General features: G+C 65.2%; 12 protein-coding genes. 4 read left to right on the top strand and 8 right to left on the bottom strand.

The window, feature by feature from the left end:
* Positions 1-8: 8 nt before the first annotated feature.
* Positions 9-2,060, bottom strand: a complete 2,052-nt coding sequence (locus SKP52_RS06245) for a transglycosylase domain-containing protein (RefSeq protein ID WP_228383845.1) — start codon at positions 2,058-2,060, stop codon at positions 9-11.
* Positions 2,061-2,212: 152 nt separating this feature from the next.
* Here SKP52_RS06245 and SKP52_RS06240 point away from each other — a divergent pair, with 152 nt between their 5' ends.
* The gene (locus tag SKP52_RS06240; RefSeq protein ID WP_039572904.1) at positions 2,213-4,141 is read left to right on the top strand and encodes a patatin-like phospholipase family protein; all 1,929 of its coding nucleotides are present in this window, start codon (positions 2,213-2,215) and stop codon (positions 4,139-4,141) included.
* On the opposite strand, the gene SKP52_RS06235 is transcribed toward SKP52_RS06240, so the two are convergent.
* The 6 genes from SKP52_RS06235 to SKP52_RS06210 all read right to left on the bottom strand — a co-directional run bounded on the left by SKP52_RS06235 (position 4,138) and on the right by SKP52_RS06210 (position 9,003).
* The gene (locus SKP52_RS06235; RefSeq protein WP_039572902.1) at positions 4,138-4,620 is read right to left on the bottom strand and encodes a DUF421 domain-containing protein; all 483 of its coding nucleotides are present in this window, start codon (positions 4,618-4,620) and stop codon (positions 4,138-4,140) included. The genes SKP52_RS06240 and SKP52_RS06235 overlap by 4 nt on opposite strands.
* The gene (locus SKP52_RS06230; RefSeq protein ID WP_039572899.1) at positions 4,620-5,135 is read right to left on the bottom strand and encodes a hypothetical protein; all 516 of its coding nucleotides are present in this window, start codon (positions 5,133-5,135) and stop codon (positions 4,620-4,622) included. Before SKP52_RS06230 ends, SKP52_RS06235 begins: the two co-directional genes overlap by 1 nt.
* 78 nt (positions 5,136-5,213) lie before the next feature.
* Positions 5,214-5,996: an alpha/beta fold hydrolase gene (locus tag SKP52_RS06225; protein WP_187337286.1), complete on the bottom strand. Its 783-nt coding sequence runs from the start codon at positions 5,994-5,996 to the stop codon at positions 5,214-5,216.
* An 80-nt stretch (positions 5,997-6,076) separates the two neighbouring features.
* Positions 6,077-8,047 (bottom strand): PAS domain-containing sensor histidine kinase, encoded by a 1,971-nt coding sequence (locus SKP52_RS06220; protein ID WP_267128041.1) that lies wholly within the window; start codon positions 8,045-8,047, stop codon positions 6,077-6,079.
* Positions 8,048-8,151: 104 nt separating this feature from the next.
* Positions 8,152-8,520: a response regulator transcription factor gene (locus tag SKP52_RS06215; RefSeq protein WP_052207914.1), complete on the bottom strand. Its 369-nt coding sequence runs from the start codon at positions 8,518-8,520 to the stop codon at positions 8,152-8,154.
* A gap of 225 nt (positions 8,521-8,745) precedes the next feature.
* Entirely contained in the window at positions 8,746-9,003 is a 258-nt protein-coding gene (locus SKP52_RS06210) for a response regulator transcription factor (protein ID WP_039572895.1), read from the bottom strand.
* 137 nt (positions 9,004-9,140) lie between these two features.
* Between SKP52_RS06210 and SKP52_RS26735 the strand changes: the two genes are divergently transcribed.
* Complete coding sequence (locus SKP52_RS26735) at positions 9,141-9,569, top strand: hypothetical protein (protein ID WP_039572892.1); 429 nt, start codon at positions 9,141-9,143, stop codon at positions 9,567-9,569.
* Positions 9,570-9,574: 5 nt separating this feature from the next.
* Here the strand turns inward: SKP52_RS26735 and SKP52_RS25180 are convergent, their stop codons facing one another.
* Positions 9,575-11,521, bottom strand: coding sequence for a ferritin-like domain-containing protein (locus tag SKP52_RS25180; protein WP_081997231.1), 1,947 nt, complete (start codon positions 11,519-11,521; stop codon positions 9,575-9,577).
* A 273-nt stretch (positions 11,522-11,794) separates the two neighbouring features.
* On the opposite strand from SKP52_RS25180, the gene pdxR reads away from it, so the two are divergent.
* Entirely contained in the window at positions 11,795-13,246 is a 1,452-nt protein-coding gene (pdxR, locus tag SKP52_RS06195) for a MocR-like pyridoxine biosynthesis transcription factor PdxR (protein WP_039572889.1), read from the top strand.
* Between the two features lie 13 nt (positions 13,247-13,259).
* Positions 13,260-13,922 (top strand): FMN-dependent NADH-azoreductase, encoded by a 663-nt coding sequence (locus tag SKP52_RS06190; protein WP_039572886.1) that lies wholly within the window; start codon positions 13,260-13,262, stop codon positions 13,920-13,922.
* The last annotated feature ends 75 nt before the right edge of the window (positions 13,923-13,997 follow it).

The raw sequence follows: 13,997 nt of genomic DNA, 5'->3' as shown, positions 1-13,997 counted from the left end.
GCGGTGGCCTAATTGCCCGGCGGCGGTTGCGGTTCGGGGACGGCGGGCTCGGGCGCCCGGTCCTGGATCGGCAGGCGCAGGTCGATCCGGCTGCCGTTGATTTCGGTGGTGATCACCGCATCGCCGCCCTCGATTCCGACGCGCGTCCGGTCGCCGATTGGGATGTCGCCGATGTCGGGAATATCGAGCGGCTCGACGGGGCCGGTCGGATCGACCACCTTTTTGGGCTGCGGCGCCGCCTTTTTGCCCGATGCCTCGGTCATGAAGTCGCGCCAGATCCGCGCGGGCAACCCGCCGCCCGAAATGCCCTGCAGCGGGCTGTTGTCGTCGTTGCCGATCCACACCCCGACGACGAGGCCGTTGGCGTAGCCGACGAACAGCGCATCGCGATTGTCCTGGGTGGTGCCGGTCTTGCCGAAATTCGCCTGCGGCAGCCGCGCCGCGCGGCCGGTGCCGCGATTGACCGCAGCGCGCAGCATTCGCTCGATTTCTTCATGCTCTTCGGACCCGAAGCTCTGCGGCCCCGAAATCAGATTCTCGAACCAGCCCTTTTCCTCTGTCTCGAACGCATGTGGCTCGACCGGATAGCTGTTGGCGGCGACAGCGGCATAGGCGGCGGTCAGTTCGAGCAATGTCATGCTCGAGGTGCCGAGCGCGAGGCTGGGGTCGCCCTTTGCCATCGGCGCGGTGACGCCGAGATCGCGCGCCATGTCGATGACCTTGTCGTCGCCGACCTGGCGCAGGAGCCGCACCGCGGCGACGTTGCTCGACGCGGCGAAGGCGTCTTCGAGCGTGATCGATTTGGAATAAGCCCCGCCCGAATTTTTGGGGCGGTACGATCCGGTTTCGATTGCGCTGTTGTCGATGACGTCGTCGGGATCCCAGCCGTCGCGGAGCGCCGCGAGATAGACGAACAGCTTGAAGGTCGAACCCGGCTGGCGCCGCGCCTGTGTCGCGCGGTTGAAGGGCGATGCGGCATAATCCTTGCCGCCGATCATCGCGACGACCTCGCCATTCGGGCGCATCGCGACGAGCGCGACCTGCGCCTTGCCGAGCCCTGCCCGACCGGTCACGCGGCGCGCGATCCCTTGCAACCGCGCGTCGAGCGTCGTCGCGATTGTCTGGCGAGAATAGCCGACATCGCTCAATTTGCGCGCCTCGGGCAGCGCCCAGTCGGCGAAATAGGTGCCGGTCGGCAGCGTGTTGCGGCTGCGCACATCGATGCGCGGGGTGCGGATTGCCGCCCGCTCCTGTTCGGTCAAATAGCCCGTAGCGACCATCGCATTCAGCACCAGCTTCATGCGCTTTTCGGCGAGATCGGGATTTTTGGTCGGCGCGAGGCGCGACGGCGCCTGCACCAGCCCCGCGAGCATCGCCGCCTGTGCCGGGGTCAGTTTTTCCGGATGCCGATAGAAATAATGGAGCGACGCGGCGCGCAGGCCATAAGTGTTGTCGCCGAAATAGGCGTTGGACAGATAGCGTTCGAGAATCTCATCCTTGGTCAACCACGCCTCAAGCCAGAAGGCGATCAGCGCCTCGCGCGCCTTTCGCCCGAGGGTGCGCTTCGGCGTCAGGAAGGTGAATTTCGCAAGCTGCTGGGTGATCGTGCTGCCGCCCTGCGTGCGGCCGCCCGTGACATTGCTCCACACGGCGCGCGCGATGCTGCGCGGGTCGACGCCCCAATGGGTGTAGAAACGCCGGTCCTCGATCGCGAGGAAAGCGCCGGTCACATGCCTCGGCAAGTCTTTCGCCTTTACCGGCGTGTCGACGATCGCGCCGGTGCGCGCGATCGGCGTGCCGTCCGACGCGAGCAAGGTGATTTGCGGCGGCGCGATCGGTTCGAGCGATTTCGACAGCGGCGCGGTGAGCGCGAGCCAACCGACGAGCAGGATGAAAATCACGCAGAAGATCGCAAAGCCGCGCGAAATTCGCCGCAGCCATTTGCGCCCGCGCGTTTCGGGAACGATAGGCGGCGGCGGCGCTGCCATGTCGGCGAACGGACCACCTGGCGTCGCGACGAGGGCGGGATCGGGGCCTGCGGGTTTACGGAACCATTTCATGCGCGGCGCCCGTATTACAACCCCAATACAGCATAAGCAATTACGTTGTGCGGTGCCCCGGATCGGCGCACTTCTTCAAGAAGAGCAGCGACTTGACCGGCGTGCCGGGATAGGATGCGAACCGAAAGCCCGCGCACCCGGAGAGCGACGAGATGAGCCAAGCAGCAACCCGCTATTGCGACCTGGTCATGAAGGGCGGCATCACGAGCGGCATCGTTTATCCCAACGCCGTCCTGGCGCTCGCGCGCGACTTTCGCTTCAAGAATATCGGCGGAACCTCGGCGGGCGCAATTGCCGCGGCGGCGACCGCGGCGGCGGCTCTGGGCGACCGCAAGCATGTCGTATCGGGATCGGCCGCCCCCTGCCCCCCGTCGCTGGGCTTTGCGGGGCTCGAACGTGTCGCGGCGCAATTGTCGTCGCGGGGCTTTATCTTTGGGCTTTTCCAGCCCGCGCGCGGCGGACGCAATGCCTATCGATTGATCGTCACGCTCGCCGGGAATGCGAGCGCGCTGCGCAAAGCCTTGGTCGCCGCGGTGGCGGTGATAGCGATCGCGCCGCTCGAGGCGCTGCTGCTGCTCGGCCTCTTTCTGGCAATCGGTTACTGGCTCGCGGGGCCGTCTGGAGCGGGCGCTGCGTTATTACCATCGGCGATCTGCGCCTATCTCGGCGCCGCGATTGCCGCTGTGCTGCGCGTTGCGCGCGTCACGCGGCGCAATCTGCTCGGGCTTTGTTCGGGGCTGAGCGCGCGCAAGGATGCGGCGCAGCCGGCACTGACCGAATGGCTGCACGACGTGCTGCAATCGCTGTCGGGCAAAGCGCAGTCGGAGCCGCTGCTGTTCGACGATTTGTGGGCCGCGCCGCACTACCCGGGCGAACCGGACACCGAAACCGCGATTTCGCTCCAGATGATTACGACGGGCGTGTCGCATCACGAGCCGCGGACGCTGCCCCTCACCGACGCCTCCTTCTGGTTCCTGCGCGAGGAATTCGACCTGCTGTTTCCTGAATCGGTCGTCGATGCGATGGTCGCGATGGCGGGAGCGCCCGACCGTGTCGGGGACAAGGATTACTACCGCCTGCCCAGCAAGGGCCGGATGCCAGTGCTGGTGGCGATGCGGATGAGCCTGAGTTTCCCGCTGCTGATCAGCGCGGTGCCGCTGCATGAGCCCGTCGGGCGGCGAACGCACCGCAGCGAGACCGAGGGCGAGGCGCTCGATGCTGGTGAAGAGGCCAAGGAGGTCACGCTGAGCCAGAGCACCGACAGCCTCGCGACGGGCGGCGAAGCGCCTCTCTCGCCGATCGAAGGTTTCCGCATCTGCTGGTTTTCCGACGGCGGCGTTTCGAGCAATTTTCCGCTCCACCTGTTCGATGCGCCGCTGCCGCGCTGGCCGACCTTTGCGATCAATCTTGTCTATCCACAAAGCGATGACGGTCCGCCGACCCAAAACCCCGAGCCGCCGAACGCGCGCGACAAGGCCGAAGAATCGGTGTGGCTTCCGCTGCACAATAATCGCGGCTGGCAACGCAGCTATCGCTCGATCGCCCGGCCGCTCGCGCTGGCCGAGGTTTCGGGCTTCGTGTTCGGCATCATCAGCACGATGCAGAATTGGCGCGACCTGTTGCAGTCGCGCGCGCCCGGCCAACGCGACCGGATCGTCCATGTCGCGCTCGACAAGGTGGAGGGCGGGATGAACCTCGATATGTCGCAGGAGATATTGGACAATATCTCACTGAAGGGCACGATCGCCGGCGAGCGCGTGTACCAATTTTCCTTCGACAATCATTTTTGGGTACGATGGCGGAACGTCGCTTCCGGGCTGCAGCGCTATACGGTCCGGATCGCGGCGAGTGCGAAGGTCGTGCCGCCGATCCCCGCCTATGAGGCCGCCTTTGCGACGGTTCGCAAGGGAACACCTCCCCCGGTTTCGTACAAGTTCCGGTCGGCCGAAGCCCAAAGCACGTCGCAGAAACTATACGCCGATCTGGTGTCGCGCGGCGAGGAATGGGCCGACCTCGGCCCTGACCTCAGCGACGGAACGCCGCGGCCGCTTCCGCAGATGCAGATCACGCCGATCTATTAGCCGGCGGGACCGTCCTGGTCCTGCTGCGGCGAGGCTTGATCGTCCTTCTTGATGAAGCTCATCTTGCCCTGCGGCTCGAGGATCGCCCAAGCGACTTCGGACATTCGGCCGATCCCGGCGAGGCGCATTTCGGAGAGAATCTCGTCGCGCGTCAGCCGGTCGCGGCGCAGATTTTCGGTCACGATTTCGCCGTCGCGTACGATCACGCGCGGGGTGCCTTCGAGCAAATCCTTGGCGCGCGGATACAGATAGGCGGTCCAGCTGAGCACCAGTGCCCAGAAGGCGAAGGTGCAGATCGCGAGCGTCGCGCCGGTCAGGCTGAAGTCGTTGTGGGTCACGCCCTGCTGGATCAGGTCGCCGAGCACGACGAGCACGACGAATTCGAACGGCGTCATCTGGCCGAGTTCGCGCTTGCCGAGCAGCCGGATCAGCAGGAACAGGATGAAGAACATCACCGTGGCGCGGAGGACGATATCCATCAGGGGAGCACCTTGATCCGAAGCGGCATCGCGCCGATGCGCCGGCTGCCGTCGAAGATCGCGATTTCACCCTTGGTGCCCGCGAACAGCGGCGGGTTGATCTGGCCGTCGATCTTGACGCGGAGGCTCTCGCCGGCGGCGAGCGGGCCGTAGGAAAAGTGGAACAGCCCGTCCGAGAAATTCTCCTCGGCCGGTGCGGGGATCATCGTGTTGACGGTCATGTCTTGCCAGAGCGCGGGGGTTATCGCAATCACCGCGTCCGCCATCGGCGCCTCTGCGGTCAGGGTCAGGTCGGTTTCGAAAAACTCGCCGTTTCGGATCGTCGTCGGGGTTTTCATGACAAGGCGGGCGTCGCCGAAATCCGCCATAATTGGCGGGCTCGGCTGTCCGCCGGTCAGACCAAGGCCGGCCGCGAGCAATAGTCCGCCGAGAAGGAGGATCGAGATCGGGCTGGCGTGCCGGTCCCAGAGGCGCTGACGCGATGGCCGGGGTTCGAGTCCTTCAAGCGCCTGCATGCGGTTCTCCGATCGGCCGCCCATCGTCGGACGATGGGCGGCTGGTTATCGACGCGCGGCGCGGCGGTTCGTTCCGCCCTAGCGGTCCGAAGCGGCACTCTCGATCAGTTCGGCGACCTCGACCGGATGCGAGACCATCAGCGCGTGCGAGCCGTGCGCGACCGCAACGGTTTTGCGGGCGTGCGCGCGGTCGGCCATGAACTTCATCGTTGCGGCGGGGATATTGCGATCCTCGGCGCCATAGATGACGTAGCTCGGCAGGCTCTTCCACGTTGCGGCCTGCGACGCATCGGTCAGCGCGCCCTGCGTTACGGGGCGCTGCGTCGCGGCCATCAGCGTCGATTTTGCCGCGGGCACATCGGCGGCGAACTGCGCGTGGAATTTGGCGGGCTGTATATAGAGATCCGTCCCGCCGCCCGGCAGGCCGACCGGCGCGAGCGCGTCGCCGAGCGTGCTGCCCGGGAATTTCGCCGACAGCGCGAGCGCCGATTCCCCCGTGTCCGGCAGGAAAGCGGCGACATAGACGAGCGCCTTCACATTGGCGTTGCCCTTTGCCGCTTCGGTGATGACCACGCCGCCATAGCTGTGGCCGACGAGGACGACGCGGCCCGAAATCGAGCGGACGACCGACGCGACGCTTTCGGCGTCGCCCGCAACGCTGCGCAGCGGGTTGGCCGCCGCGATCACCGGATAGCCGTCCTTTTCGAGGCGGGCGATCACGTCGTTCCAGCCCGAGGAATCGGCGAAGGCGCCGTGGACGAGAACGACGGTCGGCTTGGCGGTGTCGTCCTCGGCATGTGCGGTGACGGTGCCCGAGAAGAGGAGTGCGGCGAGCGCCGCCGAACGAATGGAGCGATACATATGATCATCCTTTTGCAGTTGGCAGGATCAGCCATGCACGGGCGTTGGAGCGGCGCCTATCAGATGAAAGTATGAGGTCCCTAGGCCGATCCGTCAGGGGCTTCGACAGGTATGACGAACCGGAATTGTGCGCCGCCGCCGGGATGGTTCGATGCGGAGATCGATCCGCCATGCTCGGCGATGATCGACTGACAGATCGCGAGACCGATCCCCATGCCGGCCTCCTTCGTCGTGAAAAAGCCTTCGAAAATACGGTCGATATCGTCCGGCGGAATCCCCGGCCCGGTGTCGCGAAGAGTGAAGGCGAGCGCGCCGTTTTCCGTCCGGTGCGTGTCGATGCAGATCTCGCGTTTCCCCGCGCTGTGCGCCTCGACCGCCTGAACACTGTTGATGAGCAGGTTCACGACCACTTGCTGCAACTGGATGCGGTCGGCCATCGTGCTGGGAAGGCCGCGCGCGAGGTTGGTGCGGATGCCGATCGACTGCGATTCGATCTCGTGGCGTATGAAGATCAGCGATTCCTGGACGATTTCGTTAAGGTCGGTCGCGACGCGTTCGGGTTGACGCTTGGACGCCATGCCGCGGATATGCTGGACGATGTCGCTGGCGCGCCGCCCGCTTGCCGCGATGCGCGCAGTCAGCGCCTTGACCTTTTCGACATTGGGATCGTCGCGCGACAGCCAGCGCAGGCTCGTTTCGGCATTGGTCACGATCGCGGCGAGCGGCTGGTTGATCTCATGCGCGATCGAGGTGGTGAGTTCGCCCAGCGTCGATATGCGCGCGGCATGGGTGAAATCGGCCTGGAGCTGTCGAATCTCGGCCTCCATGCTCATTCTCTCAGTCACATCCTCGAAACTGAAGATCGTGACATCGAGTTCGGCGAGCACCTTGGGGTAGGTCACTGACATTCGGACGTCGAGCACACGGCCATCCAAGGTTTCGACCTTGGTGATCTCTTCATAGTTTGCCTGACCGTTGAAACGACCGATCATGACGTTGTGGAGCGAGCGGCGATTGACCGTAAACAGATATCCGACAGGCCGCATCAGATCGAGCGCGCTGGCGCCGCCGAGCAATTGCACTGCGGCACGATTGACGTCGGTAATCTGCACCGTCGTCGCGGCAAGTTCGACAAGGTCGGGATGCTCGTCGAGATACGCGCCGAAATCGGTGACGCCCGACGCGCGGATATCGTTGTAGATGCGCCCCATATGGCTGGCATCCACCTGCCACAGAGCGATCGGCATATGGTGGACGAGCTTGCGATATCGCGCCTCGCTGGCACGCAGATACACATAGGAGCGGTCGTCATCGACCGTTCCGTTAACCGCAGCATAGATCCGGCCGTGCGTTTCGGCCCGCCACACCGTCACCAGCGGATCGCGCAGGATGCCGTCCGACGGCATTTGCCGCCGATAAGTCGCATCCTCGGTTTTGCCCGTCATCGCATCGACAATCAGTTCACCCAGCGTCGCCCGGCTTTCTAGCGGCCAGAAACCGGAGACCGGTTGACCGATCATCAGATCGCGTCCGCGGTTGCCGCCAACCAGGCGCATCGTCCGTTCGTTGACGTTGACGATGCGTGCCGCCTTCACCAGATCCTTATAGCGAGCGTTCAGTTGCGCCTCGGCGGCGGCCTCATCGCGCAACCGGGCGATCGTGGCGATGAGTGCGTCGGAAGCCGAGACGTCGATTTCCCAGCTGGCGGCCATCAGACGGTCGGGAATATGCCAGTCTGCGCCGGGTACGGCGCCGTCGCTGAGCGACTGGCGGCCATATTCGATGACGTCGCGCGGCGTCCCGTCCTGCGCGAAGCGAACATATTGGCGGATATCCACCGCGATATGGATGCCCGACGGCGTGCGCCGACTGACCACGCCTTGCCATGTCCCCTCCTGAAGCAGCATGCGCCAATGCTCGCGTTCGTTTTCGCTACGCGTCGACAAATGGCCGATGCCGCGACCGATCATGGTCAGCGCGGGCCAGCCATACAGCGCTTCCGACGCGGGATTCCAGTAATGGACCGCACCTTCGGTATCGAATATAATCACGCTTTCGGACGCAAATTCCGCAATATCCGGCTCGGGCATGCGGGGTACGACGTGGACCGCGTCCTTCGGACCCGGCGAAGCCGGCTGGTCGGACCGTTCCGGCGTCACCGTCCCGGCTCGTCGGGCCAGTCCTCGGCTCCGATCGCCGTTTTCAGCTGATCGAGAAGGGCATCGTCGGCGACCGGCTTGGTCAGCCAGGCTTGCGCACCAAGCTCGAGGGCTCTGGCGCGGGTATTGGAATCGAGAACCGAGGTCAGCATGATGACGGGCATATCCGATCCCCCCGTCCGCATCCGTTCGAGCAGGTCGATCCCGCTCATCCCGGGCATTCGCACGTCGGTAATCAGGCAATCGAAATCATTCGGCCCGGGGTCATTCAGGAACGCCGGGGCGCTATCGAAGGTGCTGCAGCCAAGTCCCGTGACCATCATCAGATCGCACAATGCCTCACGTATGGCTTCATCATCGTCCACAACTGCAACAAGAAGCGTCCTGGGCAAGCGATTTGGCCCTTTTTCTCACGACCAAAGCGGCCAACAACGCTATAGTTGCGCAACTTGTAAAGCTTTGTAACCATACCAAAGGCTAGGCTCGGTCGGTTCCGCGCAATTGGGCGGGCAATTTTTCCCAGGCGCGGATCAATTCGCCGACCGTCGCCGCCTGCATCTTCTTCATCACATTGCTGCGGTGCAGCTTTACTATGATCTCGGTTTCGTGATTCCCGCCTTTGTCAGATGATGCTGAAGGTCGAGACCGCTCGATCCCGGCATTCGCACTTCGAGGACGAGACAGCCCGCCCGCTCGATCAACGGCGATTCAAGCAGTTCGTGCGTGGAGCCATAGCAACTCGCCGCGATCCCCACCGACAGCATCAGTTCGCCAATCGCCGTGCGAACCTCCTTGTCGTCATCGACGATCAGGACAAGCGGCGGTTCATAATCGGCGGTCGTGGTCATTACCCCTCCCCGGTAAGCGGCGGCGTCGCAATGGTTGGAACCGGGCGTACATCCTGTAAACCGAGCCAGCCCGCGATGTCACCAGGCGGGTCGGAAAGACCACTACCGTCGATCCTGCCAGGCCGCGGCGTGACTGTTTGGCCGGCGACCTGCCTCCCATCGGCCTGCTTGCGCATCCGCAGTTCGTACATCGCAGCGGGATAATCGAGATTCATCCCGCAGCAGAGGATGGCGGTCGCGCGATCGCCATGCTGTTCGACAGCTCGACGCGGTCGCTGTCGCTGACCGTCGACGGCACCGCCTATTGTGAGCGCGGCGCGCACTTGCTCCGCGCGCTCGACGACGCCGATGAGGCGCTCGAAGATGTCGGGCGCGCAAGCGGCCTGCTGTGCATCAGCATCCCGCCATTCTTCACGGGCCCCCTGATCGAGGTGATGCGCGATCATCCACCGGCGCTCGCCCCCGCACAGCCGCTACACGCGTTCGGACGGTTTCCGCCGCTCCACATTCGCCTCTTCACCGACTTTGTCGCCCAAACGCTGGCTGCGCATATCGTGAAGCGCTGAGCCGGTCATGCGCTACGAAAACCGATCTTGCGGTGGCTCTCATCGCAAAAGGGTTTGGTTTTCGACGCGCCGCAGCGGCACAAGCGCGCGGTTTCGACGGTGGCGACGGTGCGGCCCGTTCCGCTGAGGATTTCGAGATTGCCGCGCACCTGCAGCGGTCCGTCGAGTTCGGGTTCAATGGCGAGCAGACCGTCGCGCACCGCGAGCGGCGGCCTCTTCCGGCTCTCCGGCTCTCCCGTCGTCTCAAAGCCGATATATTTGTGCGACTTGTCGCAGAAGGGCTTGTTCTTCGACGCACCGCAGCGGCAGAGCGTCGCGCGAAAGCCGGCTTTCTCGCCGTCGAGCGCGAGATCGGCGCGCACCGCATAGGGGCCGTTTTCGCGCAGCGTGATGAGATTGACCGGGGGCACCGGTTCAGCGTGGCCGTCGCGACGTTCATAGGTCAGCGCGCCCGACGGGCATTGGCGGATGGTGCCGCAAAGATATTCGATCTCGGTCGCGTCAGGGATGATCCACGGACCATCGACATTGGCAAGGAAGGTTGCTGGGTCCTGCGTCACACAGAAGCGCGCGTGGATGCAGCGTTTGCCGTCGAACATCACCGCGATGTCCTTGCCCTCGGCGCGGTCGATCCCCTCGACCAGCGTTGTGGGCGGGGCAGCGGGTGCCGGGAGCGGCGGCGCTTTGTCGGCAGCGAATGCGGCACTCATCTCGCCGATAGGTGCATCGCGCAGCCTCGCGGCCTGCTTCTGCAAGATGCGCGCCGCGCGGGCGCAGCGGGGATCGGCCGGGTCCATCGCTTCGGCGACCGCGCGGAGTTCCTCCATGCGTTCCAGATAGACATGCCGGGCGCTCGCGCCCGCCGGCAGCGACGCCGCCTCGCGCAGCGCAGTGAAGGATATGCCGGCGTTGCATCCCGGGTTCGACGGCCCGGCGGGAAGGCGCGCCGCGCGCTCGGCCACCGCGGTCAGCGCGTGCATCAACCCGATGGCCGAGCCTATATAAAGCGCCTTGTCGGGGTTCGGGCGGGGTATCGCATAACCGCCCGCGAGCAAGCGCAGCGCGAGCGCGTAGATCGCGTTCGCGAGGTCGACGGTCGCAACCGCGTCGGCATCCTCGAGCCAGACGCGCCCTTCGGGCCGCGGCGGCTTGCGCAGCACCGGGTTGACCGCGGCCGGATGCGCGGGGGCAAAGGCCGGGTTCGCCGCGGCAAACTCGCGCATTTCGGTCCGCACGCCCACGAAGCGCTGGAAATGCGAATTGTCGTTGTGCGACGGGGCACCTTCCCCCTCGACGACGATTTCACACAGCGCGGCGAGCGCGCTTTCGAGGTTCGTAACCGGCCGCGCGCCGGCCAGCGTCACTTCTGCCTGCGAAAGCTGCAGCGCGGGGTCGCCGCAGAAAACCGCCTCTTCGCCGATCGCTTCGACGAGCGCGCGTAGATCGGCCTCAATCGTCTGGTAGAAGGCGCCGATGGTCGCATAATCATAGGCGGCGGGGGTCAGCCGCGGCGCAACCGGCGTACGGCTCGACGGATTGGCGATAGCGAAACCCTCGCCATCGGGTTCGTCCGAGGTTTCGGGGCGTTCGAGAAAGACGAAATGCTGGATCACCGCTTCGCCGAACGGCGCGAGCTTCACTGTGATGCCCGCCGGCAGATAGCCGGGGTCGAGCGGGAAGTTGGCGCGGCCAAAGCGCGGGGCGGCGCCGAGCGCCGACGTAATGTTCCACACCGCGACAAGGTGGCTCATCTCGTCGATCGCGACGTCGAGGATCGCGCTGCGCCAGTGTGCGACAGCTTCGGCCTCCGACGCCGAAAGCCCCTCGCCCTCGCCATCCCTCAGACTGAAGGCAGCGTAGAGATAGGTGCACATCAGATTTTGTTCGAGTTCCGCGGCTTCATACAGCGCGTGCAGGATTTTCTCGCGGCTTACGGCGGTTTTGCCACCCATTTTCAATACCCTCCTGACGCGGTCCCGCAGCGGCAGGACAAAGGAGCAGGATAGGCCGTCATGCGGTCGGGGGCAGGCGCGAGAACTGAAAAGGTGCCTGTACCAAATCGATCGCCTACCCGCCGAAATGCTAGGAAAATTTCGCCCAACCTACCCGGCGAGGCAGACCAGCCTGAACCTTCGCATAGGTCGCCCCCGTCTCGACAGACCCGGCGTGGGGGGCATAGCCTCTGGTCCATCGTAAGAGTTTTAACAGTACCATGAGGTGACGAGATGACTGCACCATGGCCCCCGGGGCTGGTCCCTTTCCAGATCGACCGCTCGCACACGACACCGATTACCGCTCAGATTACCGCGACATTGCGCGCAGCGATCATCGAAGGGCGGCTTCGGCCCGGGACACGGCTGCCTTCGTGGCTCGATATGGCGTCGCAGCTCGGCGTTGCGCGCGGAACGGTGAAAGCCGCCTATGAAGCGCTGGCCGACGAGTTGCTCGTCTTTTCGGCGGGCGCTGCGGGCACGCGCGTCGCCGAAAGAGCCGCGCCCAAGCCGGTCGAGGCGAAACAGATCGACATTCCGCGGCCGTTGCAGGGCCTCGAACGCGGCTTTTCGCTTCGCCCACTGCCATTCCAGATGGGCGTGCCGGCGCAGGATGCATTCCCGGCGAAATTATGGGCACGCCTGCGTACCCGCGCGGTCCGCGCCAATGCCATGGCGCCGGTCGGGCCGCCCGATCCGCGCGGCGAACCCGAACTGCGCGCGCAGATCGCGGCGCAGCTCGCGATCACGCGCGGCATCTGCTGCCACCCTGACCAGATCATCCTGACCTCGGGTTACAAGAACGGGCTCTGCCTGGCCCTGATGGCGCTCGGCGTGCAAGGGCGCACGGCCTGGGTCGAGGACCCATGCTATCCCGTCGCCCGCATGGGGCTGAAAATCGCCGGACTGAAGCCCATCCCGATCCCCGTCGATGCCAAGGGCCTGCGCGTCGATATGGGGGTGCGCGCCGCGCCCGATGCCGCACTGGCGATCGTCACGCCGGGCCAGCAAGCGCCGACCGGCGTCACGCTGTCGTCCGAACGCCGCGCCGCGCTGCTCGCCTGGGCGGAGCGCGAAGACGCGTGGATCATCGAGGATGATTATCTGAGCGAACTCCAGCTTGGCGGCCGCGCCGCGCCGGCGATGGCTGCCTCCGATCCGGCGGGCCGCGTGATCCATATCGGCACCTTTGGCAAGACGATCAGCCCCTCGCTGGGGCTCGGCTTCGTCGTCGCGCCGCTCGCGCTCGCCGCGCGGTTCGGCGAGGTCGCGGGCTACCTCAACCCCGCACCCAATGTAACGACCCAGCTCGCGCTCACCGACTTCCTCGCCGATGGGCACTTCCTGCGTCATCTGCGCCATATGAAGGGTCTGTATCGCGAACGACGCGACGCGCTGCATGCGCGGCTCGATCCGGGCATCGTCGTCGACGCCTTTGCGGGCCTTTCCCTCGTCGTGCATCTGCCGCGCGGCTATGACGATGTCGCACTGGCAAAACGCGCACCCGAATATGGTATCGCGCCCTGCCCGCTGTCGGTCTGGTACGCCAATCCGGCCGAGGCGCAGCCGGGACTGGTGCTTTGCGTCACCAACCTGCGCGCGCAGACACTCGACAAGGCGTGCGACACGCTCGCGACGCTGATCGACGAGGGCGCAGCGGTGCCGGTTGCGGCGCAGGCGGCGTGACGGGGGAGACGAGATGAAACTGCTGCATGTCGACGCGAGCCCCAAAAGCGCGAACTCGGGCTCGCGCGCGCTGTCGCGCTTTTTCGTCGACCAACTTCGCGCAGGGCTTCCTGCCTTGTCGGTCGACTATCTCGATCTGGCGCAGGAGATCCTGCCCCCGATCACCGGGCTGTTCGCAAGCGCGACCTACACGCCCGCCGATCAGCGCACCGCCGAAATGCGCGAGGCGTTGGCTGTGTCCGACGCGCTGTGCGCGCGCCTGCTCGCCGCCGACGCCTTGCTCCTTGCGATGCCGATGCACAATTGGACGATGCCCGCCGCGTTCAAGACGTTCGTCGACACGATCGTCCGCAGCGGCCTCACCTATATCGCGACCGATGATGGCCGGTTCGTCGGCACGCTCGGCGGCAAAAAGGTCCTGTTCCTGACGACGCGCGGCGTCGACCTGCGCCCCGGCTCGCCCTTTGCTGCGATGGACGCGCTCACCCCGGCGCTGCGCGCAGCCTTCGGCTTCATCGGCGTCGCGGCCCCCATTTTCGTCGACGCCCAGCCGATGCAGTTCGCCAATGAGGTCGAGCGGGCGGCCGCGGTGCGGCGTGCGAAAGAGGATCTGGCTGCACTCGCCGAGACATGGGGCGATATCGAGCAGCAACCGGCGCTGTCGAAAGCCGGGTAAAGATCGGTACAATCATATACGCAGCCCTTGGGCCTGTTGCCGCGCCGCGGCGCGCGTAGGCTGTCCCGGTCATTC

Origin of the sequence: Sphingopyxis fribergensis, from assembly GCF_000803645.1 — a bacterium.
Taxonomy (GTDB): domain Bacteria; phylum Pseudomonadota; class Alphaproteobacteria; order Sphingomonadales; family Sphingomonadaceae; genus Sphingopyxis; species Sphingopyxis fribergensis.
The sequence above is the reverse complement of the archived record's forward strand: the minus strand, read 5'-3'. Positions and strand labels throughout refer to the sequence as shown.